The following is a 24,153-nucleotide window of genomic DNA, read 5'->3' as shown; positions in this document are numbered from 1 at the left end:
ACTCCGTCGCGGTGTGCCGGGAAGTCTGGTCGGCGATGGTCCTTAGATGTCCTTGTCGACCAACCGAAAGGCTCGGGTGCCGGATGCGATTGCCGCAATCGTGAGCGAAAGCCTTGGCTACGCACTAATCGTCTTGTTCTCCAGCGCGGTCGGCTTGGTCGCGGTGCTGGCGAACCGTCTCACCGAGCGGGTGAAGGTCCCGGTGGCCTTGCTCGTGCTGGTCGGAGCCGCCGTGGCGGTGCGCACCGTGCCGGTGGTGCAGCCCCCGTCCGAGCGGACCGTCGAGCGGGTGATCACCATCGCGCTGGTGCTGGTGTTGTTCGACGGCGGCATGCACATCGGGCCGAAGCGGTTCCGCGCGGCGGCGGCCCCGATCCTGACGGTGGGCGTCGTGGGAACCGCCCTCACCGCCGCCGGGGCGGCGGTGGTGGTGCACTACGTGTGCGGAATCGGCTGGTTTCCGGCGGTTCTGGTGGCCACGGCCGTGGCCCCCACCGATCCGGCCGTGGTTTTCTCCGTCCTCGGCAAACGTGAGATCAGGGGCCGCAGCAGCACGATCCTGGAAGGCGAGTCGGGCGCCAACGATCCGGTCGGCATCTCCTTGATGTCGAGCCTGATCGCCGCCGGTGGTCTCAGCGTGGCCGGATTCGCCAGTGTGGGAACACAATTCGTGCTGCAGATGGCGATCGGGCTGGCGGTCGGGGTGATCGGCGGCCAGGCCCTGCTCGTCTTCATGCGTCGCGTTGCGTTACCCAGCGAAGGCCTCTACCCGCTGCGAACGCTGGCGTCCTGCCTGATGCTGTACGGCATTGCCACGCTCGCGCACGGCTCGGGGTTTCTGGCGGTGTTCGTCGCCGGCATCGTGATCGGCGACGCCCGCGCGCCCTACAAGCCGGAGATCAAACGATTTCACGCCGCCCTGGCCGGCCTGGCGGAAATCGTCGCGTTCGCCGTTCTGGGTTTGACCGTCGACCTCAATGTGCTTACCCATCCCGACGTGTGGATCCCCGGGCTCCTCCTGGGCGTGGCGCTGACACTGGTCATTCGTCCGTTGGCCGTGGGCTCGTGCCTGATTCCCGTCCAACTGCGGCGAAACGAACGCATCTTCGTCCTCGCCGCCGGGCTCAAGGGCGCGGTGCCGATACTCCTCGGCGAATTGCTCCGGGCCGCCCACGTCGCGGACGCCGAACGCCTCTACGGCATCGTGGTCGTCGTCGTCATTTTCTCGGTGCTGGTGCAGGGCAGCTCGGTGCCCGGCCTCGCAAGGCTGCTGCGGCTGCCCATGCGCACCGTGGAGACCCGGCCATGGGAGATCGGTGTCCGGCTCGCCGACGAACCGGAGGGTGTCCACCGCTTCAGCGTTGCCCCGGGGTCGGCCGGCGAGGGGTGCACCGTCGAGGGGCTCGGTGACCGTGTCGGTGACATCTGGGTGAGCATCGTCGTCCGGACCACCGGCCTGGTGCCCGTGCGGGGCGACACCGAACTTCGGGCGGGCGACGAGGTCGTCGTCCTGGCGGACCCCGAGCTGCACGACACCCTGGCCGAACTCTTCGGACCGCCATAGGCCGGCTGCGCAACTAGTGATCGGGCGGCCGCTGCGTAGACTGACGGGATGCTGGAACAGATCCGCGGGCCCGCTGATCTGCAGTACCTCTCCCAACAGCAGCTCCGCGATCTGGCAGCCGAGATTCGCGAGTTCCTGATCCACAAGGTCGCTGCCACCGGGGGGCATCTCGGGCCCAACCTCGGCGTCGTCGAGCTGACGCTGGCGCTGCACCGGGTGTTCGACTCGCCGCACGACCCGATCATCTTCGACACCGGCCACCAGGCCTACGTCCACAAGATGCTGACCGGGCGCGCCCACGACTTCGAGAGCCTGCGCAAAAAGGGTGGGCTGTCGGGGTATCCGTCGCGCGCCGAGAGCGAACACGACTGGGTCGAGTCCAGCCACGCCAGCGCCGCGCTGTCCTACGCCGACGGCCTGGCCAAGGCGTTCGAGCTGAGCGGGCACCGCAACCGGCACGTGGTGGCCGTCGTCGGCGACGGCGCGCTCACCGGCGGCATGTGCTGGGAGGCGCTGAACAACATCGCCGCGTCGCGCCGCCCGGTGATCATCGTCGTCAACGACAACGGCCGCAGCTACGCCCCCACCATCGGCGGCGTCGCCGACCACCTGGCCACGCTGCGGCTGCAGCCCGCCTACGAGCAGGCGCTGGAGCGCGGCCGCGACATGGTGCGCTCGTTTCCCTTGTTCGGCCAGATCGCCTACCGGTTCATGCACAGCGTGAAGGCCGGCATCAAGGACTCGCTGTCGCCGCAGCTGCTGTTCACCGACCTCGGCCTGAAGTACGTCGGCCCGGTCGACGGGCACGACGAGCGCGCGGTCGAGGTGGCGCTGCGCCACGCCCGCGGCTTCGGGCGCCCGGTGATCGTGCACGTCGTGACCCGCAAGGGCATGGGGTACGCGCCGGCCGAGGACGACGAGGCCGAGCAGATGCATTCGTGCGGCGTGATCGACCCGGCCACCGGCCAGGCCACCAAGATCGCCGGGCCGGGCTGGACGGCGACCTTCTCCGACGCGCTCATCGGCTACGCGCGCAGGCGCCGCGACATCGTCGCGATCACCGCGGCGATGCCCGGCCCCACCGGCCTCACTCCGTTCGGCCAACAGTTCCCGGATCGCCTGTTCGACGTCGGCATCGCCGAGCAGCACGCGATGACGTCGGCGGCCGGCCTGGCCATGGGCGGCATGCACCCGGTGGTGGCCATCTATTCGACCTTCCTCAACCGCGCCTTCGACCAGGTGATGATGGACGTGGCGCTGCACAAGCTGCCCGTCACCATGGTGCTCGACCGGGCCGGGATCACCGGCAACGACGGCGCCAGCCACAACGGCATGTGGGACCTGTCGATGTTGAACATCGTCCCGGGCATCCGGGTGGCCGCGCCCCGCGACGCGACCCGGCTGCGCGAGGAGCTCGGCGAGGCCCTCGACATCAACGACGGCCCGACGGCGCTGCGCTTCCCCAAAGGCGATGTGGGCGAAGACATCCCGGCCCTCGAACGGCGCTCCGGCGTGGACGTGCTGGCGGTGCCCGCCGCCGGGCTGAACCACGACGTGCTGCTCGTCGGCGTCGGCGCGTTCGTGCCGATGGCGTTACAGGTGGCCAAGCGGCTGCACAACCAGGGCATCGGCGTGACGGTGATCGACCCGCGCTGGGTGCTGCCGGTGTCCGACGGCGTCGTGGACATGGCGGCCCAGCACAAGCTGGTCGTCACGTGCGAGGACAACGGCGTCAAGGGCGGCGTGGGCTCGGCCGTGTCGGCCGCGCTGCGGAGCGCCGAGATCGACACGCCCTGCCGCGACGTGGGTCTGCCGCAGCGCTTCTACGACCACGCCTCGCGCGGTGAGGTGCTCGCCGACTTCGGGCTGACCGACCAGGACATCGCCCGCCGCATCACCGGCTGGGTCGCGGCGCTGGGCGCCGCCGTCACCGAGGCCGAGATCCGGGAGCACCTCGACTAGTCGCCGGCTTCGGGCGGCTGCAACGCCCGGGCCAAAACGGGATCCACGAGTTGTCGCTGCCACGCCCGCGCCTGCCCGGCGCGCAGAAACGCGTCGACGGCCTCGTCGGGGTCGGGCGCCGGTTCCCAGTCCCAGCACAGCCGTCGCACCAGATCGGGCGCGACCAGGTTTTCGGTGGGGACGTGCACCCGCTCCGACACCTGCCCCAGCGCGGCGCGGGCCGCCTCCAGCCGCGCCGCGGCCTCCGGTTTGCGCCTGCTCCACCGCGACGGCGGCGGCGGCCCGTTGGGGGCCTCGGCCTCGTCGGGCGGATCCTGGGTCTGGCGGGCCGCTTCCAGCGCCGCCAGCCAGACCCCGGCGCTGCGGCGCTGGTTGCGCCCGCCGAACACCGGCAGCGCGACGAGGTCCTCGACGGTTTTCGGGTTGGCGAGCGCGGCGTCGATGATGGCCGAATCCGGCAGCACGCGCCGCGGCGCGATGTCGCGACGCTGGGCGATGCGGTCGCGCGCCGTCCACAATTCGCGCACCGCCGCGAGGCCCCGCCGGTCGCGCACCCGGTGGATGCCCGACGTTCGGCGCCAGCGGTCCCGCCGCGGGACCGGCGCGACGTCCCTGGCGCCCACCTCGCGCAGATAGTCGAATTCCTCTGTGGCCCAACCGGTCTTGCCCTGCTCGGCGAGGACGTCCGAGATCGCGACGCGCAGGTCGATGAGCAATTCCACGTCCAGGGCCGCGTAGTTGAGCCAGTCGGCGGGCAGCGGGCGTTTGGACCAGTCGGCGGCGCCGTGCCCCTTGGTCAGTCCGACGCCCAGTAGCCGCTCCACCATGGTCGCCAGGTTCACCCGGTCGAAGCCGGCCAGCCGGCCGGCGAGCTCGGTGTCGTAGAGCGCCGGCGGCCGCATGCCGACCTCGGCCAGGCACGGCAGGTCCTGATCCGCGGAGTGCAGGATCCATTCGTCGGAGCCCAGTACCTCGGCGACCGGCCGCAGCGCGGTCAGCGGGTCGCCGCCGTGGCTGACCGGGTCGATGAGCACGGTGCCGGCCCCGGCCCGCCGGATCTGGATCAGGTAGGCCCGGTTGGAGTAGCGGAAGCCCGACGCCCGCTCGGCGTCCACCGCGAACGGTCCGCGCCCGCGGTCCAGCAGTCGCGCCGCCGCCTCGATCTGGCGGATGCTCACCGCGAGATCGGGAACCCCCTCGGCGGGGTGCAGTAGCGGGGTGGCTTCGGGCGGGCTTGTTTCGGGCGCGATGCTGTCGGGCCCGGGGGCCCCCGGTTCGCCCATGTCAGGCGCGTGACCGGGAGCTCAGGTCGGTGACTCCGGACGGCGGCAGGCCCGCGGCGTGCTCGAGCACCTCGCAAAACGCCTCGACGTGGGCCCCGACGGCGGGGGTCGTCGCCGTCCACGAGGCCCGCAGCTCCAGCTGGTGGGCGCGGGGTGGTCCGGAGATGTCGCCGTAGCGCACCGAGGTGGTGGCGGTGACGGTGCCCCCCAGGGCCGTGGTGTGCTCCAGGCGCGACTCCAGCGCGTCGACCAGCCAGCTCCACGCCACCTCCGGCAGCAGCGGGTCGACGGCCTCGCTGGGATCCAGGTCGGCCTGGATGTAGGCGACCAGCCGGATCGTGCCGTCCCAGGCGTCGGCGCCGTCCGGGTCGTACAGCAGGATCAGCCGGCCGAACGCGTCGCCCTCGGATCGCTCCGGGACGATCTCCAGCTCGGGGTGCTTGACCTCGGCGCCCAGGGCGTAGCTGTAGGGCGCCAGGCGCTGCGGCGGCCGGATCGGGCCCAGCTCGATCTCCGGCCGCACGGTGACGGCGTTCATCGCCGCGACCGCCTCGCGGAATGGGGCCGGTTCAGTCGAGCTCACAGCGTTCGACGCTAGACCCATCACCCGACACGGGAAAACAGGCGCGCCGAGTTTCGCGGCCGTCGCGACCAAGCCGTTACCAGGGATTATCTGGGCCCCCTGGAGGGCATCGTGGCTGATCAGGGCTTCGTTCCCCCGTTGAATCGGGCCGGGCGCTTCTCCCGGTGCGCGGCCAGGCCCTCGCGGACGTCGGGGCCGCTGAAACTGAGGAATTCCAGGCCGAGCGACGTTTCGAAGGCGGGCCCGAACATGCGGTACCAGTGGTTGAGGCTGTGCTTGGTCCAGCGGATCGCGTCCTGCGCGCCGCGGGCCAGGTCCTCGGCCAGGCGGGTCGCGGTGGCCAGGACGTCGTCGTCGTCGACGCAGGTGGAGACCAGGCCGATGCGCTCGGCCTCCTCGCCGAGCAGCGTCTCGCAGGTCAGCAGGTAGTACTTGGCCTTGGCCATGCCGACCAGCAGCGGCCAGCAGATCGCGGCGTGGTCGCCGGCGGCCACCCCGAGCTTGGTGTGCCCGTCGATGAGCTTGGCGGTCCGGCCGGCCACCGAGATGTCGGCCAGCAGCGCCACCACCAGGCCCGCGCCGACGGCGGGCCCGCGGATCGCCGAGACCACCGGCTTGTCGAAGTTGACCATGTTGAGCACCATGTCGCGGGCCTCGCGCATGATGCGGATCCGGCCCTCGTAGTCGTTCATGGTCTCGTCGATCAGGTCGAAACTGCCGCCGGACGAAAAGGCCCGGCCCTCGCCGCGGACCAGCACGACGCGCACGGCGGGATCGCGATCGATCACCGGCCAGATGTCGGCCAGGTCGCGGTGCATCTGAGGCCCGACCGAATTCAGCCCCGGCGCGTCCAGAACCAGGGTCAGCACGCCGCTTTCGCTGGGTTCGCAGCGCAGGCTGGGGAACTCGTCGTAACTGATCGGCATTGGCGTGATGTTACGCAGCGGCGGTGCCGGCGGGCCGCCGTGGCAGCATTGAAGCCGATGAATACGCGTCGCGACCTCCCCGAGTCGCCGTACCTGGCCACCGTCACCGGGCGCAAGCCCAGCCGGCTGCCGGTGTGGTTCATGCGGCAGGCCGGTCGCTCGCTGCCCGAATACCGCGCGCTGCGCGAACGGCACAGCATGCTGGCGGCCTGCTTCGAGCCCGAGGTGGCCGCCGAGATCACGCTGCAGCCGATCCGCCGCCACGGCGTCGACGCGGCGATCCTGTTCTCCGACATCGTGGTGCCGCTGCGGGCCGCGGGCATCGAGCTGGACATCGTCGCCGACGTCGGGCCGGTGATCGCGCACCCGGTGCGCACCGACGCCGACATCGAAGCCTTCAAACCCCTTGACCCCCAAGCGATCCAGCCGATCTGCGAGGCGGTTTCGCTGCTCGTCGGCGAGCTGGGCGACGTTCCGCTGATCGGCTTCGCCGGTGCGCCGTTCACGCTGGCGTCCTACCTCGTGGAGGGCGGCCCCAGCCGCAACCACGCGCGCACCAAGGCGATGATGCTGGCCGAACCGGCCAGCTGGCACGCGCTGATGTCGAAGCTCGCCGACCTCACCGTCGCGTTCCTGCGCGGGCAACTCGAGGCCGGCGTGGACGCCATCCAGGTGTTCGACTCGTGGGCGGGGACGCTGTCGCTGGCCGACTATCGCCGGTACGTGTTGCCGCACAGCTCAAGGGTTTTCGCGGCCCTGTCCGAATACGGCGTGCCGATGACCCACTTCGGGGTCGGGACCGCCGAACTGCTGGGCGCCATGTCCGCGGCGCTGAAGTGCGGCATGAAACCCGGCCAGTCCACCGTCGTCGGGGTGGACTGGCGGACCTCGCTGGCCGACGCGGCCGTCCGGGTCGAGCCCGGCACGGCGCTGCAGGGCAACCTCGACCCGGTGGTGCTGCTGGCGGGCTGGCCGGTGGCGGAACGCGCCGCGCGGGCCGTCATCGACGACGGGCGGCGCGCCGTGGACGCCGGCGCGGCCGGCCACGTCTTCAACCTCGGGCACGGGGTGCTGCCCGAGACCGACCCCGGTGTGCTGACCGATCTGGTTGCGCTGGTCCACTCGCTATGACATCCCGCTCGTATTGTGTTGTGGGCGGTGGGATTTCGGGGCTCACGGCGGCGTACCGGCTGCGCGCGGCCGTCGGGGACGACGCGACGATCACGCTGTTCGATCCCGCCGACCGGCTGGGCGGCATCCTGCGCACCGAGCGGGTCGGCGGGCGTCCGATGGACCTGGGCGCCGAGGCGTTCGTGCTTCGCCGCCCCGAGATGCCGGCACTGCTGGCCGAGCTCGGCCTGTCCGGGCGCCAGGTCGGCACCACCGGCGCCCGGCCGCTGATCTACAGCGGCCACGAGCTGCACCCGCTGCCCGCCGGCACGGTCGTCGGCATCCCGTCGTCGGCGGCGTCGGTGGCGGGCTTGGTCGACGAGGCGACCGTGGCGCGCATCGACGCCGAACCCGCCCGCCCGCTGGGCTGGCAACCCGGCGGCGACCCCGCGGTGGCCGAATTGGTCGGCGACCGGTTCGGCCCGCAGGTGGTGGCGCGGTCGGTGGATCCCCTGCTGAGCGGGGTGTACGCGGGCTCCGCGGCGACGATCGGGCTGCGCGCGGCCGCCCCCGGCGTGGCGGCGGCGCTCGACCGCGGCGCGGCCAGCCTGACCGACGCCGTCCGTCAGTCGCTGCCGCCGGCCACGGGCGCGCCGGTGTTCGGGGCGATCGACGGCGGCTACCAGGTGCTCCTCGACGAGCTCGTCGCGCGCGCCCGGCCGCGCTGGGTCCGGGCCGCGGTGGAGCGGCTCGACCCCGCCGAGCCGGGCTGGTCGTTGCTCGACGACACCGGCGCCCACCGGCATGCCGACGCCGTGATCCTGGCCGTTCCGGCCCCGCGGCTGGCGGCCCTGCTCGACGAGGTCGCCCCGCGCAGCGCGGCCGCGGCACGCCGGATCGAGAGCGCGTCGTCGGCGGTGGTGGCGCTGGCGGTGCCCGCCGACACCCCGTTCCCGCAGTGCTCCGGGGTGCTCGTCGCGAGCGGAGAGCCCTTGCGCGCCAAGGCGATCACGCTCTCGTCGCGCAAGTGGGGCGCCCGCGGGGGCACGGAGCTGCTGCGGCTGTCGTTCGGGCGGTTCGGCGACGACGTCGCGGCCACCACCCCCGACGACGACTTGCTGGGCTGGGCGCTGAGCGACCTGGTCGACGTGTTCGGGCTGACCGTCGACCCCGTCGACGCCCGCGTGCAGCGCTGGATCGACGCCATGCCGCAGTACGGCCCCGGCCACGCCGACGTGGTCGCCGAGGTGCGCGCCGGCCTGCCGCCGACCCTCGCCGTGGCCGGCAGCTACCTCGACGGCATCGGCGTGCCGGCCTGCGTCGGGGCGGCGGGCCGGGCGGTCGAGGCACTGCAGGCCGAAGTGGCACGATAGGTTCCATGGCCAAAATCGATTACGAGGCGCTGAACTCGCAGCTTCGGTACCTGATGTTCTCGGTGTTTTCGGTGCGGCCCGGCGCGCTCGGCGACGACCGGGGTGCCGTCATCGACGACGCCGCCGCCTTTTTCAAGATGCAGGAGGAACGCGGCGTCGTGGTGCGCGGCCTCTACGACGTGGCGGGCCTGCGCGCCGACGCCGACTTCATGATCTGGACCCACGCCGAACGCGTCGAAGCGCTGCAGGCGACCTACGCCGACTTCCGCCGCGCCACGGCGCTGGGCCGGGCCAGCTCGCCGGTGTGGAGCAGCGTGGCGCTGCACCGGCCCGCGGAGTTCAACAAGAGCCACATCCCGGCGTTTCTGGCCGGCGAGGAGCCCGGCGCCTACATCTGCGTGTATCCGTTCGTGCGGTCCTACGAGTGGTACCTGCTGCCCGACGAGGAACGCCGCCGGATGCTCGCCGAACACGGCATGGCCGCCCGCGAGTACAACGACGTCCGCGCCAACACCGTGCCGGCGTTCGCGCTGGGTGACTACGAATGGATCCTGGCGTTCGAGGCCCCGGAGCTGGACCGGATCGTGGACTTGATGCGCGAGCTGCGCGCCACCGACGCCCGCCGGCACACCCGGGCGGAGACGCCGTTCTTCACCGGCCCGCGGGTGCCGGTCGAGCAGTTGGTGAGCGCGCTGCCATGACCGCACCCGACCCGACCGATCCCACCCGCTTCGAGGAGATGTACCGCGACGACCGGCTGTCGAACGGCCTGCCGGCCGCCACGCCGTGGGACATCGGCGGCCCGCAGCCGGTGGTCCAGCGGCTGGTCGCGCTCGGCGCGGTCAAGGGCGAGGTGCTCGACCCGGGCACCGGCCCGGGGCACCACGCGATCTACTACGCCTCCAAGGGCTACTCCGCGACGGGCATCGACGGGTCGGCGGGCGCGCTGGAGCGGGCTCGCGAAAACGCCCAAAAGGCCGGGGTGTCAGTGAATTTCGAGCTGGCCGACGCCACCAAGCTGGAAGGGTTCGACGACCGGTTCGACACGGTCGTCGACTGCGCCTTCTACCACGTCTTCAGCACCGAACCCGAAATGCAGAGGTCCTACGCGCGGGCGCTGCACCGCGCGACCAGGCCCGGGGCGCGGCTGTACATGTTCGAGTTCGGCGAGCACGACGTGAACGGCTTCAAGATGATGCGGTCGTTGTCCGAGAACGACTTTCGGCAGGTGTTTCCCGACGCCGGCTGGGAGATCACCTATCTGGGTCCGACGACCTATCTGGTCAACATGAGCACCGAGACCATCGACATGATGATCGCGCGAAACCCCGACATGGCCGACCAGGCGCAGCCGATGCTGGAGCGGTTCCGGGCGATGGAGCCGTGGTTGGTCAACGGCCGGGTGCACGCCCCCTTCTGGGAGGTGCACGCCACCCGGCTGGACTAGCTGTTGCCGCGGGTCGCCTCGGCCAGGGCGTTGGTAACCCGCTCGCCCTTCTGGTGATGGCTGAGCGCGCGAATGGACACGTCGTGGCCTTCCGCCGCCCGCCGCAGCGCGCCCACCGTGGCCTGTTCGCGCGGATGGTCGGCGAACGGGTCGAATGAGTACCAGCGCATGGCGTTTTCGTGCGTCATCTTGTCGATGTCGGCATCCGGGACGTCGTGCTCGCGCAGGACACCCCAGAGCTCCTCGGGCGCGCCGGGCCACATCGAATCGCTGTGCGGGTAGTCGGCCTCCCACGCGATGTTGTCGATGCCGATTTGGTGTCGCAGCTGGACCCCGACGTGGTCGCTGATGAAGCACGTCAGGAAGTGCTCGCGGAACACCTCGCTGGGCAGCTTGCCGCCGAAGTCCTGCTTGGTCCACGCCGAGTGCATCTCGTAGGTGCGGTCGGCCCGCTCGAGGAAGTACGGGATCCAACCGGTGCCGCCCTCGCTCAGCGCGATCTTGAGGCCGGGGTACTTCTTGATCGGCGCCGACCACAGCAGATCCGCGGCGGCCTGCACGATGTTCATCGGCTGCAGCGTGATCATCACGTCCATCGGCGCGTCGGGTGCGGTGACCGCCAGCTTTCCCGACGAGCCGATGTGCACGTTCATCACCGTCTCGGTGTCCACCAAGGCCTTCCACAGCGGTGTCCAGTAGTCGTCGTGAAAGCTGGGATAGCCCAGCACCGAAGGGTTTTCGCTGAATGTCAGGGCGTGCACGCCGCGATCCGCGTTGCGCCGCACCTCGGCCGCGCACGCCTCGGCGTCCCAGATCACCGGCAGGCACATCGGGATGAACCGCGCCGGGTACGCCCCGCACCACTCCTCGACGTGCCAGTCGTTGTAGGCCCGCAAGAGGGCCAGGCCGAAGTCGTGGTCCTCGGTGGCGAACAGCCGGCCGGCAAACCCCGGAAACGTCGGAAAGCAGATCGAGGCGAAGATCCCGCCCGCGTTCATGTCCTTGACCCGCTCGTCGACCTGCCAGCACCCGGGCCGGATCTCGTCGAGGCCCTGCGGTTCGAGCCCGTACTCCTCCTTGGGTCGACCCGCCACCGAATTGAGCGCCACGTTGGGAATCACCACATCGCGAAACTGCCAGCTGTCGCTGCCATCTGGGTTGTGCACCAACCGCGGCGCCTCTTCCGCGTACTTCTTGGGCAAGTGGTTGGAGAACATGTCCGGCGGTTCGACGATGTGGTCGTCGACGCTGATCAGGATCATGTCGTCTTTGATCATGTTCGCCCGCTTCCCGATTCCCTTACCGTTGGCGCAACGGTACCGCACCGGACACAGCGGCGAAAGCGTTCGTTGACGTCGATGTTCGTGCCAAACCCCGCATGCCGCGCCCCCGGAGCGCGTAGGCTGCGTTCGCTGGTGACCGGCGCCGGGGGAGATGACTTGTTGGTCATGGCGCACCGGATTGGGGAGGTATCCCATGTCGTTCGTGATCGCGGCTCCAGACGCGGTGCTGGCCGCGGCCGGCGACTTGGCGGGGATCGGTTCGGCGATCAGCTCGGCCAACACGGCCGCGGCGGCCGCGACGACGGGCGTGGTCGCGGCGGGTGCCGATCAGGTGTCGGCGGCGGTCGCGGCGCTGTTTTCCGCCCAAGGGCAGGAATACCAGGCCCTGAGCTCACAGGTCGCGGCCTTTCACGCGCAGTTCGTGCAGAACGTGACGTCCGGCATGGCCGCGTATGCCGGCGCCGAGGCCGCCAACGTGCAGGGGAGCCTGCTCGACGCCGTCAACGCGCCCACGCAGGCGCTGCTGGGGCGCCCGCTGATCGGCAACGGCGCCAACGGCGGCACCGTCAACGGGATAGGACAGCCCGGCGGCCCCGGCGGGCTATTGGTCGGCAATGGCGGGGCCGGCGGCAACAGCACCGCCCCCGGAGCGCCGGGCGGTAACGGCGGGGCGGCCGGCTTGTTCGGCGTCGGCGGCCCGGGCGGCGCCGGCGGCGCCGGCCCGACCGGCGCCGGCGGTAACGGCGGGGCCGGCGGGCCCGGGCTGCTGTTCGGCGGCGGCGGCACCGGCGGCACCGGCGGATACGGCCTCACCCAGGGCGGTAACGGCGGTCCCGGCGGGCCCGGCGGCCTACTCGGCTTCGGCGGACCCGATCAGACCCACGGCAGCGCCGGCGGCGCCGGCGGTCCCGCGGGGCCCAATGGAATAGGCGGCACCGGGGGCGCCGGCGGAACCGGCGGGCTGCTTGGCTCCGGCGGGTTCGGCGGACCGGGCGGCGACGGCGGGACCGGCGGCAACGGCGGGGCCGGCGGCGGCAGCCTGCTGTGGGGCAACGGCGGACCCGGCGGACCCGGGGGCACCGGCAGCACGGGCGACGGCGGCAACGGCGGCAACGGCGGTACCGGCGGGCCGTTCGAAGGCGGCGGCGGGATCGGCGGCGCGGGAGGCACCGGCGTCATGGGCAACGGGGGTAACGGCGGCAACGGCGGCACCGCGGGCGGCATCTCCGGCAACGGCGGCCTCGGCGGCGCCGGCGGCACGGGCGTCACCGGACACGGCGGCGACGGCGGTGCCGGCGGCAACTCCAATCCCTACCAGGGCGCCGGCGGGGCCGGCGGCCGCGGCGGCGTCGGCGCCACCACCGGCGGCGACGGCGGCGCGGGCGGCAACGGCGCCGGGTTCAACGGCTCCGGCGGGGCCGGCGGCATCGGCGGGTTCGGCTACACCACGGGCGGGAACGGCGGGGTCGGCGGCAACGCCGGGCCGATCGGCAACGGCGGGGTCGGCGGCGCCGGCGGGCAGGGCCTCGTCACCGGGGGCAACGGCGGTCACGGCGGCGTCGCCGTGCTGATCGGCAACGGCGGCAACGGCGGCAGCGCCGGCGGCGGCCCGACCCCGGGCACCCCGGGCGCCGGTGGCGCGGGCGGGAGCCTGTTCGGCCAGCCCGGGATGGACGGGGTGTAGGAGCCGGGCCGTTTCCGCGTACCTTCGTACGCCGAGATCGACGTTAGCGCGCGCGGCACTCGCACTTCTTCGCGCCAGCGTCGATCTCGAAGAAGACGAACGCCCTAGGCGCCCGTCGGCACCAGCCGCAGCGAGATCGAGTTGATGCAGTACCGCTGGTCGGTCGGCGTCGGATAACCCTCGCCGGCGAACACGTGGCCCAGGTGGCTGTGGCAGTTCGCGCACAGCACCTCGGTGCGCGTCGTCCCCATCGAATGGTCCGGGCGCAGGATCACCGCGTCGGAGTTGGCCGGGTCGAAGAACGACGGCCAGCCGCAATGCGACTCGAATTTCTCTGTGCTGCGGAACAATTCGGCGCCGCAGGCCCGGCATTGGTAGATGCCTTCGGTCTTGGTGTCGGTGTACTCACCGGTGAACGGCCGCTCGGTGCCGGCGCGGCGCAGCACCTCGAACTCCTGCGGGTTCAGCTTTCGGCGCCACTCGTCGTCGGACAGTTGCACCTTCGGACTCGTCATGCCTCCACGCTAGCGCGCTCACGGTCAACCGACAGCCAAGCAGGATCGATCCCGTCGTCCAGCCGGTTCTCGGCCTTGGCGTCCAGGTAACGGAAGTAGAGCACCGTGAACACCACGATCAGCAGCAACGACCAGCCGTAGGTGATCTTCAGGTAGTGCAGCGCGCGGCCGTAGCGCATGTGTTGGTAGATCAGCCAGTCGTCCAGCGCCAGGAAGCCGTAGACACCCAGCCAGGCCGGCCAGTTGCGGATCAGCGAGTTCTGCAGCACCACCGTCATCAAGAAGGGGAACAGCATCATCGAGTAGTAGCCCTGGGCCAGCGGCAGCACCAGCCACGAACACAGCAGCAGCACCCCCGACGAGTTGGTGTACCAGAACCGCGGGTCGCGGGTGCGGTAGTAGCGATACAGCAGCCACAGCGCGCCGATCGTGAGCAGAACGAACAGGACCCGCAGGAACACGATCAGCCAGGTGGGCAGCCCGAAGTACACGCCGTTGCCCTCGATCGAGCTGTTGAAGTAGTCCCGCACGCCCCCGATGTAGGGCAGCGTGCGGGTGACGAAGTCCATCGGGTCGCTGACCAATGGCCACGCGGCCGCGTTGATGACGAGCGGGACGACGACCGCGGGCACCAGCGCCCGCCACTGGCGGTTGAGCAGCGGCAGCAACAGCAGCGGCGCCAGCACGGGTTTGAGCGTCAGCGTGAGCCCGATGGCCACACCCGCCCACCACTGATGGCCGACCCGGCCGTCCAGCAGCCACCGCAGGAAGAGCACCTCGGCGAGCAACACGCAGCCGTTGATGTTGGTGAACACCAGCGTGCTGGTCACGGATTCCGTGCAGAACATCGCCAACAGCAGGGCGGGGGCGGCCACCGAGGACAGCGTGTAGTTGAACAACCGCAGCAGCAGGTACCAGGCGAGCAGGATCGCGACGGTGTTGATCAGGATGAACAGATACCGCGACGGCGTGAAGGACAGGTAGCCGAAGGGCGCCATCAACAACGTGCCGCCGGGCGGGTACAGGTAGTGCGGGTCGACATAGTCGAAGTGCTCGTTGTAGATGTCCCAGCCGCGCCGGAAGTTCAGCACCGCCCGATAGACCGGCTTGAAATCGTCGGTGATGTTGCCGTTGAGCGTGAGCACGATGCTGCGGTGCAGCACCGACATGACGGCCAATGGCCACAACACCGACCGCACGATCGTCGCGGTGCCCGGTGCGCCGGTGCGGGGACGAAACGCGGCCAGCAGCGAATCGCGCAGGCCGGTTCGGGTCGAGTCAGCTGCGGTCACGAAGCGCAAAGTATCAGGCGGGACAGTAAGTGTCGGTCCCGGGCAGCTTGCCGCTGTTGAGATAGCCGACCAGCGGCGGGACCGCGCAGGGCGAATAGATGCTGGCGCCGTGGCCGATGCCCTGCCACATCACCCGCTTGCTGGCCGCGTTGGCGTTGATGATCATGGCCGCCGTCGCGGCGGTCCCCTCGTTGCCGACGATCGGGTCGTTCTGCACGCCCGCCAGCAGGACGTCGACCTTGAGATCCTTCGGCGGCGCGGGCGGCGGAATGGTCGGCCAGTGCACGCATTTCACCAAGCCGAGCGCGGCAACGGGGCCGAATTGGGGATAGAGCTTCGCCCACGCCACCACGAGTTCGCGCACCCGGTCCGGGGTCGGCCGGTTGATCGCGTCGCTGCAGGAGTTGACGAACTGGCCGTCCGAGTCGGTGAGCGAGTACGCGTGCCCGATCAGGTTGTTCAGCTGGTTGGCGTCCCCGGACCGGGCGGCCGCCAGCGCGTTGGCCAGGCTCTGCGTGGCGCCGACGCGTCCGCCCGAGGGGAAGCCCAACGCGACAGTGATGGCGTTGGCCACCGCGGACACCGGCGCGCCGCCGGGCCCCTTGCCCGCGCGGGCGTCGGCCAGCATCGCGCTGATGGCGCCCTTGGGGTCCGGGCCCAGCGCGCAGTTGACGGCGACGCACTGGGCGGCGAACGCGTCGAGCGCGGCCTGCTGGCCCTTGACCTGTTGCTCGGCGGCGGCTTCGGCGTTGACGCCCAAGGCAATTGGGGAGTCGAGGATCAGCCGGGCCACCCGGTCGGGCCGCGACGCGGCATAGGCCAGCGCCACCTGGGCGCCGTTGCCGACACCGACCAGCGCGACCGCGGGCACGTCCCACAGGCTGCGCAGGCGCTCGATGTCGGAGGCGGCGTGCGAGTTGTCGTAGGACGAGGAGCCCGGGGCGATGGCGTCGGTGCAGTTGGTGGTGGCGGTGTTGGAGATGTCGGACAGGTTGGCGACGGGGTCGTCGCCGGTCTGGAACTGCGCCTGGTCGCGCATCGCCTGCCGGTCGAGCGGGTCGCGGCAGTCGATCGGGCTCGACATGCCCATGCCGCGCCGGTCGACGGCCACGATCGGGTGGGTTTGCAGCACGTCGGCGCCGCCCCGGGCGAGCCAGGCCGGCAACTGTACCGAGGACGGCAGGTCCGTGCCGGTGGTGAAGACGAGGGGACCGGCGTCGTGCGGCGTCTTGGCGGAGCGCGCGCGGACCACGCCGATGCTGAGCGTTCCCGACCCGCCGTTGACGGGGTCGAGGTCGGTGTCGTAGGTCGCGCAGTCCAGCTGCACGTCCGGCGCCGCGGGCACGGCCGCGTCGCCGAACACCTTCGCCGTGCAGTCGCGCCAGGACAGGTCGTTCTTGGGCGCGGCGATCGGCGGGGGACCGGCCGGCGGGGGCTTCGTGGTGGCCGCGCCCTGCGGTCGGGCACCGGAATTGGTGGCGAAGCGCGGGTCCGCGCCCAGCCCGGGAACGCAGCCGGCGACCAACGCGGTCACCGCCACCAGGATCGTGGCGGACGCGATCTGCCGACTCATGCCGACCACAGTAGCTATCCCCGGACGTAGCGGGCGTAAAGGTAGCCGGCCTCGTCGGTGAGCAGGTGGGCGCGGCGCATCCGGGTCAGCACCTGGCCGGGGCCCGTCGCGATGCGCCGGGCCAGGCCGCCGACCAGGTAGGGCGCGATCGTCAGGCACAGCTCGTCGAGCAGGTCGCGGTCGACGAATGCGCCGAGCAGCATCGGCCCGCCCTCGGTCAACACGCGGCGCATTCCCTGCGCCGCCAGCCCCGCCAGCAGGGCGGCCTCGTCGACTTGTGCGGGGTCGCCGCCGGAGCAGTCGAGCACCTCGCACAGGTCGCCGAGCCGCCGGCTCGTCTCCGCGGCCGTCGCGGCGCAGGTGAGCACCAGCGGCGGCACCTCGGTCCGGGTGAACACCGCCATGTCGCGGTCAAGGCGGCCCGACTTGGTGACGATCGCCAGCCGCGGCACCTCGCTCTGCCCGCGGGCCTGCCGCCCCTGGCGCTGCGCGACGGCCAGGTGCGCGCCGGAATAGCCCTCGATGCGCACCGTGCCCGCGCCGACCACGATCACGTCGGCCAGTTCCCGCAGCAGGTTGAAGATGTGCCGGTCGCCCGGCCCGCCCATGGCACCGCTGCTGCCGTCGGCGGTGGCGCCGCCGTCGACGCTGGTGATGAAATTCGCGCGCACGCAGGTGCCGTCCCGCTCCGGATAGCCGTAGAGGCGGGCGAGTTCGGCGTCGTCGATTTCCCGCGTCGACCCGAGCAGCGTCAGCGGGGTCTCTGGCATGAGCTTGATTGCAGCACGCCGCTACAGTTCCTGCATGCACGGGGGCCGCGTGGGGCATCTGGTGGATCGGCATCCGACCGTGTCGCCGGAGCGGCTGATCGCCCAATTGCGGCCGCCGCCAACGTTCGTCGACGTGAGCTTCGCGACGTATCGCCCGGATCCGCGGGAACCGAGCCAGGCGGACGCCGTCGCAGCGTGCCAGGACTTCTGCCGGCAGGCCGTCGAGCGCCGGGCCGGCCGGCGAAAGCTGTTGGGCAGGCGGGCCGTGTCACCCGGCGTCGGGCTGTATCTCGACGGCGGGTTCGGCGTGGGCAAGACCCACCTGCTCGCCTCGGCCTACTACCAGCTGCCCGGAAGCGGGCCCGAGCCCCCAACCCCCAAGGCGTTCGCCACCTTTGGCGAGCTCACCCAGCTGGCCGGGGTGTTCGGCTTCGCCGAATGCATCGAGATGCTCGCCGGCTACACGGCGGTGTGCATCGACGAGTTCGAGCTCGACGATCCGGGCAACACCACCCTGATCTCGCGGCTGCTCTCCTCGTTGGTGGAGCGTGGGGTGTCGATCGCCGCCACCTCGAACACCCTGCCCGAGCAGCTCGGCGAGGGCCGCTTCGCCGCCCAGGACTTCCTGCGCGAAATCAACACGCTGGCAAGCATTTTCACCACGGTACGGATCGAGGGGCCCGACTACCGGCACCGCGGCCTGCCGCCGGCGCCGCAACCGTCGTCGGACGAGGAGGTCACCGCGCGCGCCGCCGCGGTCGACGGGGCGACGCTCGACGATTTCGACGCGCTGTGCGCGCACCTGGCCACCATGCACCCGTCGCGGTACCTGACGCTGATCGAGGGTGTGACGGCGGTGTTCCTGACCGGCGTGCACCGCATTGACGATCAGAACGTGGCCCTGCGGCTGGTGTCGCTGACCGACCGGCTCTACGACGCCGGCATCCCGGTGGTCGCGTCCGGCGCGAGGCTGGACACCGTCTTCAGCGAGGAGATGCTGGCCGGTGGCTACCGAAAGAAGTACCTGCGGGCTACGTCGCGGCTGGTGGCGCTGACCCAAGCTCGCGAACCATGACGTAGTCGTTCTCGAGGCCGGCGCCCACCCGAAACGTCCTGGTGCCGCTGACCTCAAACCCGTGCTTGCGGTAAAAGCGTTGCGCGCGTTGGTTCGCCTGATTGACGCCCAGCCACAAGCGGCGCACGCCCCACTGCTGCGCGGTGGCCACCGCGAGGTCCATCAGCGCCGCCGACGCGCCGGTGCCGTGCTGATCGGGCAGCACGTAGATCTTGGACAGCTCGGCGGCGTCGTCGCCGGCGTCGCGAATGACCATGGCGTAGCCGAGGATTCGGCCGTCGCGCGTCGCGGTGAGGATCGCGCGGCGCGGATCGGCCAGGTACTCCGCGAAGCGCTCGGCCGACAGGTTGGTCTCGACGAACGAGGCGATGTCCGCCGCGGCGGTCGCCGGGGGACACGCCAGCGGAAAGGTCTGCGCCGCAACGTCGGCCAGCTCCGCGGTGTCGACCGAACCCGCCGTGACGACGCGTACGTCCAGGGTCAGAGGTTCCACTGGGCCAGGTGATAGCCCGTCTTCTTGTCCAGCAGCACGACGGTGGAGACCGGGTCGCGGTAGGCGTCCCAATACACCGCGCCGCGCACGATCGCCCCGTTCGGCGCGTTGACGAGCACGTTGTCCAGCGCGTCGGGCGCATCGGACGCCCGCGGCTTGTAGGCGTCGGCGAACGGGGTCACGCCGTCAAAGCTGAACTCGGTGGCCATGATGAACGGGTTGGGCACCCGGACAGCGCGGACGGTCACGTCGGCGCGATCGACGGTGCTGCCCGGGAAGCTTTTGACCGGGACGCCCTCGCGGGTGTAGCCGAATCCCGGCGGCGGGTCGCACGGGGCCACGCTGCTGACCGTGACGTCGGCGATGTACTTGCCGGTGTCCACCCGCAGCGTGTCGCCGATGTGACCGATCGGCGCGTCGCCCGCCCACGCGCGCGGCGCCGCGAGGTTCGCGGCCGCGACGATCAACACGGACAGGGCGATCAGCCAGCGATGCATCCTCGCATGATCGCACAGGGGCTATGGCGAAGGGGAGGGGTTCTTGCCGCTGGCCAGTGCTTCGAGCGCGGCGGCGGCATCCTCATCAACGCGGTCCTTGTCGACGCCGCACCGGTGCAGCGGCCCCGCGCCGTCCTCGAGTTCGAGCAGCGCCAGCAGCAGGTGCTCGGTGCCAATGTAGTTGTGGCCCAACCGAAGTGCCTCGCGGAACGTCAGCTCCAGCGCCTTGCGCGCCGGGCCGCTGAACGGGATGAGCTCTGGGGGTTCGCCGACCGCCGGGGGCAGGCTGACGGCGGCCCGGAGCGCCTCGACGTCGACCTGTTGCCGTTGCAGCAGCAGCGTGGCCAGGCCGGCCGGGTCGCTGAGGACGCCGAGCAGCAGGTGGTCGGGCGTGATCTCGCCGTTGCCGGCCTCGTGCGCGGCGTTCTGGGCGGCCACCACGGCATTGCGGGCCCGCGGCGTGAAGCGCCCGAAGCCCTGTTGGTCGTCCAGCGTGGTGGGCTCGGCGCGCGGGACGAACCGCTTCTGGGCGGCCTGTTTGGTCACGCCCATGCTCTTGCCGATGTCGGTCCAGGAGGCTCCGGAGCGGCGGGCCTGATCGACGAAATGCCCGATCAGGTGGTCGGCGACCTCGCCCAGGTGCTCGGCGGCCAGGACGGCGTCGGCGAGCTGGTCCAGGACGTCCGGGTGCACCCGTTTGATGGCGGTGATCAGCTCGTCGAGGCGGACGGGGTAGGCGATGGGGGTCGGTTCGGACATGCCGTCAACATTAGGTTGACGGCATGCATCGTGTCAACCTCTGGTTGACGCAGTGCGGCGGCCGTAATTCGTGATTTGGGGTGCGCCCGTTCCTACGCTCTGGCACGATCAGACACCGTGAAACCGCTGCTCCTGACGTTGGCGGGCTTGGCCGCCCTGGTCGGCATGGCCGGGCCCGCGCGGGCGGACGACACCGACGACGCCTTCCTGGTCTCGCTGCGCGCGGCCGGCATCACCTTCCCGGACCCGGGGCCGGCGATCGGGGCCGGAAGGTGGGTGTGCGACGCGATGGGCAAGGGGACGCAGACGGTGGACGTCGTCAAGACGATCCAGGCCCAAAACCCCGGGCTGCACGGGGACAACGCGGCCCGGTTCACCGCGATCGCGGCCAACGTGTACTGCCCGCAAACCCTTGCGGCCAGCGGCGGCAAGGTCAGCGGCGGCGCCTAGCGTCACTGGATTTTTACAAACACGCCGGCCAACCGCCGGTTAACGAAACCTGTCCTCAACATTTCGCGTTTACGCTGCGGCGAGCAAACGGCCCAGGTTGGGGATGGATTTGGACTTCGTTCAGGCGCGGTGGATCGACCCGCTGAGCAATGCCCTGAGTTGTCATGTCCTCGTGTACCTGCTCATCGGCGTCGGCATCTATTTCACGGTGCGCACCCGATTCATTCAGATCCGCTACTTCGGGCGCATGCTTCGCCAGCTCCGCAGGTCCCACCGCCAAGACGGTGGGATCTCCTCTTTTCAGGCCTTCTGCGTGGGCCTCGCGTCGCGCGTGGGCACCGGAAACATCGCCGGCGTGGCGATCGCGCTTACCGTCGGCGGTCCGGGCGCGATCTTTTGGATGTGGGTGGTCGCCGGCGTCGGGATGGCGACGGCGCTGATCGAGGCCACCCTCGCCCAGGTCTTCAAGGTCCGCTCGGACGACGGCGCCTTCCGCGGCGGCCCCGCGTTCTACATCCAGCGCGGCCTGCGCTCACGCACGGGCGGCGTGTTCTTCGCCGTGCTGCTCGTGGTCACGTTCTCGACGGCGTTCAACATGGTGGAAACCAACGCGATCAGCGGTGTGCTGAAGTCGTCGCACGGTGTCGGCATCGGTTGGACGACAACGGGATTGGCCGTGCTCGCGGCGGCGGTCCTCTTCGGCGGGGTGCGCAGCGTCGCCAGGTTCGCGGAGCGGGTCATCCCGGTCGCGGCGCTGACGTACGCGTTGCTGGCGTTGGCGATCGTCGCCGTCAACATCTCGGCGTTGCCGGCCGTCCTCGAGGAGATCGTCGGCGGCGCGTTCGGAATCAAGCAGCTGGCGGGTGGATTCGCGGGGGGCATCGCGACGGCCATGCTGACCGGGGTCAAGCGCGGGCTGTTCGCGTGCGAGGCGGGGATGGGCAGCTCGCCCAACATCGCCGGCGCCGCGACGGTGTCACATCCGGTGGAGCAGGGCCTGATTCAGTCGCTCGCCGTTTTCGTCGACACCATGGTGATCTGCACCGCGACGGCGTTCATCGTGCTGATGGCGGGCCCCGGCGTTTACGATCCGGCCCACACCGGTTCGATCGCGGGCGCCAGCCTGACGCAGTCGGCCGTCGCCGCCGGCCTGGGATCCTGGACCACCGTGGTGATGACCGCCGTGGTCTTCGTGTTCGGATTCGCCTCGGTGCTCAGCAATTACGTGTGCGCCGAGGCCAACCTGTTCTTCCTGGGCGGCCGGCAACTGGCGACCAACGCGCTGAAGGTGGTGACACTCGGGGCGATCGTGTTCGGCGCGATGTCCCAGCTCAAGCTGGTGTGGGCGCTCGCCGACCTGACGATGGCGCTGATGTCCATCGCCAACCTGGTCGCGATCTGCCTGCTGAGCAAGTGGGCGTTCGCCACGGTGCGCGACTTTCACCGCCAGTCCATGCGCGGCGCCTATCCCGTCTTCATCGCCAGCGAGGCCGGGCTGCCGGGCATTCTGGCCGGCGACATCTGGGAGGTCCCGGAGCGCCGGCAGGTCGGTGCGCTGCCCGACTCGTTGCGGCTGAGCCGGCCGGCGGCGTAGCCCTCGCCGCCGAGGCCCCAATTGTCACGATCTGGACTGCGTTCCGCGCGCTCCGCGCTGCGCAGGGCTTTGGCTCGATACAGTCAGCCCGTCTGACACGCCATCTGGGCTGAATACGAAGGGTTTTAGCACGCCCGCAGTCATCATCGACGCCAACAGTGCTCGACGGCGGCCGAACCCAGCGGCTTCCACAACTCCTAGCGCGCCTGCAAACACCTGAGCCAAAGGATCGCCGTGAGCCGATTTACCGAGACGATGTACGAAAACGCGCGGTCGAGCCCCAAGGGGATGGTCACCGGCGAGCCGCACGCACCCGCCCGGCATACCTGGGCAGAAGTGCACGCGCGGGCTCGTCGGGTGGCCGGTGGGCTGGCGGCGGCGGGCATCGGGCACGGCGACGCTGTCGCCGTGCTCGCGGGCGCACCGGTCGAGATCGCGCCCACCGCGCAAGCCATCTGGATGCGCGGCGCAAGCGTCACCATGTTGCATCAGCCCACCCCGCGCACCGACCTGGCGCGTTGGGCCGAGGAGACAACCGGCGTCATCAACATGCTGTCGGCGAAAGCCGTTGTCATCTCGGAGCCGTTCATGGCCGCCGCGCCGGTGCTGTCGGGTCTCGGGATGACGGTGCTTACCGTCGAGACGCTGCTTGCGAACGCCCCCGTCGCACCCGTCGACACCCGCGATGACGACGTGGCGCTGATGCAGCTGACATCGGGCTCGACGGGATCGCCCAAGGCGGTTCAGATCACGCACGCCAACATCGTCGCCAACGCGGAAGCCATGATGGTCGGCTGCAACTTCGACCTTGATACCGACGTGATCGTGAGCTGGCTGCCGTGCTTCCACGACATGGGCATGACGGGCTATCTGACGGTGCCGATGTACGTCGGCGCCGAGCTGGTAAAGGTCACGCCAATGGACTTCCTGCGCGATACGTTGTTGTGGGCCAAGCTGATTGATAAATACAAGGGCACTATGACCGCCGCGCCCAACTTTGCCTACAACCTGTTGGCCAAGCGGTTGCGCAGGCAGGCCACACCCGGGGACTTCGACCTGTCCTCGCTGCGGTGGGCGCTCTCGGGCGCCGAACAGGTGGACCCGCTCGACGTCGAGGACCTCTGCGAGTCCGGGGCGCCGTTCGGGTTGAAACCCGAGGCGATCATCCCCGCCTACGGCATGGCCGAGACGACTGTTGCGGTGTCGTTCTCCGCGTGCGGCGGCGGCATGCTCGTCGACGAGGTGGACGCCGCCCTGCTGGCCATCCTGCACCGGGCGGTCCCCGCGAGCAGGGGACATACCCGCCGACTCGTCTCACTGGGCCGACCGCTGGAGGGCCTGGAGCTGCGCGTCATCGACGAGGAAGGGTGTGTGCTGCCGCCGCGCGGCGTGGGCGTCATCGAGGTACGCGGTGAACCGGTGACCAATGGCTACACCACGGTGGCCGGGTTCATCCCTGCGCAGGATGAGCGGGGCTGGTATGACACCGGCGACCTGGGCTATCTCACCGAAGACGGCAATGTGGTGCTGTGCGGGCGGCTCAAGGACGTGATCATCATGGCTGGCCGCAACATCTACCCGACCGACATCGAGCGCGCCGCCTGCCGGGTGGCCGGGGTGCGGCCGGGCTGTTCGGTCGCGGTGCGACTCGACGCGGGGCAATCGCGGGAGACGTTCGCGGTGGCGGTGGAATCCAAGGAGTACGACGACCAGGCGCAAGCGCGCCGCATCGAGCGGCAGGTGGCGCACGAGGTGTTCGCCGAAGTCGATGTCCGCCCCCGAAACGTGGTCGTGCTGCAGCCCGGGATGATCCCGAAAACGCCGTCGGGCAAGCTGCGGCGCGCCCACGCGCTGGGACTGGTCAGCTGAATCACACAACAAGAAGCGCTGACACACAAAGGCTTCGCCACGACGAGGCCC

The 24,153-nt window shown here is 70.6% G+C and carries 22 protein-coding genes; 11 read left to right on the top strand and 11 right to left on the bottom strand.

Annotated elements, in window-relative coordinates; genetic code table 11:
• Positions 1–100: 100 nt before the first annotated feature.
• Positions 101–1,564, top strand: a complete 1,464-nt coding sequence (locus tag A5655_RS05740; protein WP_197508604.1) for a cation:proton antiporter — start codon at positions 101–103, stop codon at positions 1,562–1,564.
• Positions 1,565–1,612: 48 nt separating this feature from the next.
• Positions 1,613–3,526, top strand: a complete 1,914-nt coding sequence (gene dxs, locus A5655_RS05735) for a 1-deoxy-D-xylulose-5-phosphate synthase (RefSeq protein WP_067006531.1) — start codon at positions 1,613–1,615, stop codon at positions 3,524–3,526.
• Here the strand turns inward: dxs and A5655_RS05730 are convergent.
• From A5655_RS05730 to A5655_RS05720, 3 genes are all read right to left on the bottom strand, one after another.
• Positions 3,523–4,809 carry a ribonuclease D gene (locus A5655_RS05730; RefSeq protein WP_067006526.1) on the bottom strand — a complete coding sequence of 429 codons (1,287 nt, stop codon included), beginning with the start codon at positions 4,807–4,809 and terminating at the stop codon, positions 3,523–3,525. The genes dxs and A5655_RS05730 overlap by 4 nt on opposite strands.
• A gap of 1 nt (position 4,810) precedes the next feature.
• Entirely contained in the window at positions 4,811–5,413 is a 603-nt protein-coding gene (locus A5655_RS05725) for a DUF3000 domain-containing protein (protein WP_156764718.1), read from the bottom strand.
• Positions 5,414–5,511: 98 nt separating this feature from the next.
• Positions 5,512–6,318 (bottom strand): enoyl-CoA hydratase/isomerase family protein, encoded by an 807-nt coding sequence (locus A5655_RS05720; RefSeq protein ID WP_067006520.1) that lies wholly within the window; start codon positions 6,316–6,318, stop codon positions 5,512–5,514.
• A 57-nt stretch (positions 6,319–6,375) separates the two neighbouring features.
• On the opposite strand from A5655_RS05720, the gene hemE reads away from it, so the two are divergent.
• Genes hemE through A5655_RS05700 form a run of 4 tightly spaced genes read left to right on the top strand, consistent with a single transcriptional unit; the run spans position 6,376 to position 10,248 of the window.
• A complete protein-coding gene (gene hemE, locus A5655_RS05715; RefSeq protein ID WP_067006517.1) occupies positions 6,376–7,449 on the top strand; it encodes a uroporphyrinogen decarboxylase in 1,074 nt (357 codons plus the stop codon).
• Positions 7,446–8,801, top strand: coding sequence for a protoporphyrinogen oxidase (locus tag A5655_RS05710; protein ID WP_067006515.1), 1,356 nt, complete (start codon positions 7,446–7,448; stop codon positions 8,799–8,801). Before hemE ends, A5655_RS05710 begins: the two co-directional genes overlap by 4 nt.
• Positions 8,802–8,806: 5 nt before the next feature.
• Positions 8,807–9,502: a hydrogen peroxide-dependent heme synthase gene (hemQ, locus tag A5655_RS05705; RefSeq protein WP_067006512.1), complete on the top strand. Its 696-nt coding sequence runs from the start codon at positions 8,807–8,809 to the stop codon at positions 9,500–9,502.
• On the top strand, positions 9,499–10,248 hold the full coding sequence (locus tag A5655_RS05700; RefSeq protein ID WP_067006509.1) for a class I SAM-dependent methyltransferase: 750 nt from the start codon (positions 9,499–9,501) through the stop codon (positions 10,246–10,248). Before hemQ ends, A5655_RS05700 begins: the two co-directional genes overlap by 4 nt.
• Here the strand turns inward: A5655_RS05700 and A5655_RS05695 are convergent.
• The gene (locus A5655_RS05695; RefSeq protein WP_067006654.1) at positions 10,245–11,525 is read right to left on the bottom strand and encodes an amidohydrolase family protein; all 1,281 of its coding nucleotides are present in this window, start codon (positions 11,523–11,525) and stop codon (positions 10,245–10,247) included. The genes A5655_RS05700 and A5655_RS05695 overlap by 4 nt on opposite strands.
• 199 nt (positions 11,526–11,724) lie before the next feature.
• On the opposite strand from A5655_RS05695, the gene A5655_RS05690 reads away from it, so the two are divergent.
• Positions 11,725–13,215 carry a PE family protein gene (locus A5655_RS05690; protein ID WP_067006507.1) on the top strand — a complete coding sequence of 497 codons (1,491 nt, stop codon included), beginning with the start codon at positions 11,725–11,727 and terminating at the stop codon, positions 13,213–13,215.
• A gap of 104 nt (positions 13,216–13,319) precedes the next feature.
• Here A5655_RS05690 and msrB read toward each other — a convergent pair whose 3' ends face one another.
• The 4 genes from msrB to A5655_RS05670 are packed head-to-tail and all read right to left on the bottom strand — an operon-like array spanning position 13,320 to position 17,365.
• A complete protein-coding gene (gene msrB, locus A5655_RS05685) occupies positions 13,320–13,730 on the bottom strand; it encodes a peptide-methionine (R)-S-oxide reductase MsrB (protein ID WP_067006504.1) in 411 nt (136 codons plus the stop codon).
• The gene (aftC, locus tag A5655_RS05680) at positions 13,727–15,031 is read right to left on the bottom strand and encodes an arabinofuranan 3-O-arabinosyltransferase (protein WP_067006501.1); all 1,305 of its coding nucleotides are present in this window, start codon (positions 15,029–15,031) and stop codon (positions 13,727–13,729) included. Before aftC ends, msrB begins: the two co-directional genes overlap by 4 nt.
• Before the next feature lie 4 nt (positions 15,032–15,035).
• Positions 15,036–16,613 (bottom strand): alpha/beta fold hydrolase, encoded by a 1,578-nt coding sequence (locus A5655_RS05675; RefSeq protein ID WP_156764719.1) that lies wholly within the window; start codon positions 16,611–16,613, stop codon positions 15,036–15,038.
• Positions 16,610–17,365: a pyrimidine reductase family protein gene (locus tag A5655_RS05670; protein ID WP_067006494.1), complete on the bottom strand. Its 756-nt coding sequence runs from the start codon at positions 17,363–17,365 to the stop codon at positions 16,610–16,612. Before A5655_RS05670 ends, A5655_RS05675 begins: the two co-directional genes overlap by 4 nt.
• Here A5655_RS05670 and zapE point away from each other — a divergent pair.
• Entirely contained in the window at positions 17,364–18,440 is a 1,077-nt protein-coding gene (gene zapE, locus A5655_RS05665) for a cell division protein ZapE (RefSeq protein WP_067006490.1), read from the top strand. The two genes, A5655_RS05670 and zapE, sit on opposite strands and share 2 nt — an antisense overlap.
• On the opposite strand, the gene A5655_RS05660 is transcribed toward zapE, so the two are convergent.
• The 3 genes from A5655_RS05660 to A5655_RS05650 are packed head-to-tail and all read right to left on the bottom strand — an operon-like array spanning position 18,397 to position 20,189.
• Positions 18,397–18,933: an N-acetyltransferase gene (locus A5655_RS05660; RefSeq protein ID WP_082978498.1), complete on the bottom strand. Its 537-nt coding sequence runs from the start codon at positions 18,931–18,933 to the stop codon at positions 18,397–18,399. The genes zapE and A5655_RS05660 overlap by 44 nt on opposite strands.
• Positions 18,921–19,430, bottom strand: coding sequence for a hypothetical protein (locus tag A5655_RS05655; RefSeq protein WP_067006487.1), 510 nt, complete (start codon positions 19,428–19,430; stop codon positions 18,921–18,923). The genes A5655_RS05660 and A5655_RS05655 overlap by 13 nt, the downstream gene beginning before the upstream one ends.
• A gap of 21 nt (positions 19,431–19,451) precedes the next feature.
• Positions 19,452–20,189, bottom strand: coding sequence for a Clp protease N-terminal domain-containing protein (locus tag A5655_RS05650; RefSeq protein WP_067006484.1), 738 nt, complete (start codon positions 20,187–20,189; stop codon positions 19,452–19,454).
• 117 nt (positions 20,190–20,306) lie between these two features.
• Here A5655_RS05650 and A5655_RS05645 point away from each other — a divergent pair, with 117 nt between their 5' ends.
• The 3 genes from A5655_RS05645 (at position 20,307) to A5655_RS05635 (ending at position 24,102) form a co-directional block, all read left to right on the top strand.
• On the top strand, positions 20,307–20,639 hold the full coding sequence (locus tag A5655_RS05645) for a DUF732 domain-containing protein (protein ID WP_082978497.1): 333 nt from the start codon (positions 20,307–20,309) through the stop codon (positions 20,637–20,639).
• 103 nt (positions 20,640–20,742) lie between these two features.
• Positions 20,743–22,233, top strand: a complete 1,491-nt coding sequence (locus A5655_RS05640; RefSeq protein WP_231999079.1) for a sodium:alanine symporter family protein — start codon at positions 20,743–20,745, stop codon at positions 22,231–22,233.
• 234 nt (positions 22,234–22,467) lie between these two features.
• A complete protein-coding gene (locus A5655_RS05635; protein WP_067006482.1) occupies positions 22,468–24,102 on the top strand; it encodes a fatty acyl-AMP ligase in 1,635 nt (544 codons plus the stop codon).
• The last annotated feature ends 51 nt before the right edge of the window (positions 24,103–24,153 follow it).

This window comes from Mycobacterium sp. 1081908.1, assembly GCF_001673535.1.
Lineage (GTDB): Bacteria > Actinomycetota > Actinomycetes > Mycobacteriales > Mycobacteriaceae > Mycobacterium.
The sequence above is the reverse complement of the archived record's forward strand: the minus strand, read 5'-3'. Positions and strand labels throughout refer to the sequence as shown.

Bases quoted from the DNA above. Each gene is read 5' to 3' on its own strand.
- A5655_RS05725 (WP_156764718.1), bottom strand. From the start codon at position 5,413: ATGGGTCTAGCGTCGAACGCTGTGAGCTCGACTGAACCGGCCCCATTC.
- A5655_RS05730 (WP_067006526.1), bottom strand. From the start codon at position 4,809: ATGGGCGAACCGGGGGCCCCCGGGCCCGACAGCATCGCGCCCGAAACA.
- hemE (WP_067006517.1), top strand. From the start codon at position 6,376: ATGAATACGCGTCGCGACCTCCCCGAGTCGCCGTACCTGGCCACCGTC.
- A5655_RS05655 (WP_067006487.1), bottom strand. From the start codon at position 19,430: ATGCATCGCTGGCTGATCGCCCTGTCCGTGTTGATCGTCGCGGCCGCG.
- hemQ (WP_067006512.1), top strand. From the start codon at position 8,807: ATGGCCAAAATCGATTACGAGGCGCTGAACTCGCAGCTTCGGTACCTG.
- A5655_RS05695 (WP_067006654.1), bottom strand. From the start codon at position 11,525: ATGATCAAAGACGACATGATCCTGATCAGCGTCGACGACCACATCGTC.
- dxs (WP_067006531.1), top strand. From the start codon at position 1,613: ATGCTGGAACAGATCCGCGGGCCCGCTGATCTGCAGTACCTCTCCCAA.
- A5655_RS05690 (WP_067006507.1), top strand. From the start codon at position 11,725: ATGTCGTTCGTGATCGCGGCTCCAGACGCGGTGCTGGCCGCGGCCGGC.
- A5655_RS05670 (WP_067006494.1), bottom strand. From the start codon at position 17,365: ATGCCAGAGACCCCGCTGACGCTGCTCGGGTCGACGCGGGAAATCGAC.
- zapE (WP_067006490.1), top strand. From the start codon at position 17,364: ATGAGCTTGATTGCAGCACGCCGCTACAGTTCCTGCATGCACGGGGGC.
- A5655_RS05640 (WP_231999079.1), top strand. From the start codon at position 20,743: ATGGATTTGGACTTCGTTCAGGCGCGGTGGATCGACCCGCTGAGCAAT.
- A5655_RS05710 (WP_067006515.1), top strand. From the start codon at position 7,446: ATGACATCCCGCTCGTATTGTGTTGTGGGCGGTGGGATTTCGGGGCTC.
- A5655_RS05720 (WP_067006520.1), bottom strand. From the start codon at position 6,318: ATGCCGATCAGTTACGACGAGTTCCCCAGCCTGCGCTGCGAACCCAGC.
- A5655_RS05700 (WP_067006509.1), top strand. From the start codon at position 9,499: ATGACCGCACCCGACCCGACCGATCCCACCCGCTTCGAGGAGATGTAC.
- A5655_RS05650 (WP_067006484.1), bottom strand. From the start codon at position 20,189: ATGTCCGAACCGACCCCCATCGCCTACCCCGTCCGCCTCGACGAGCTG.
- msrB (WP_067006504.1), bottom strand. From the start codon at position 13,730: ATGACGAGTCCGAAGGTGCAACTGTCCGACGACGAGTGGCGCCGAAAG.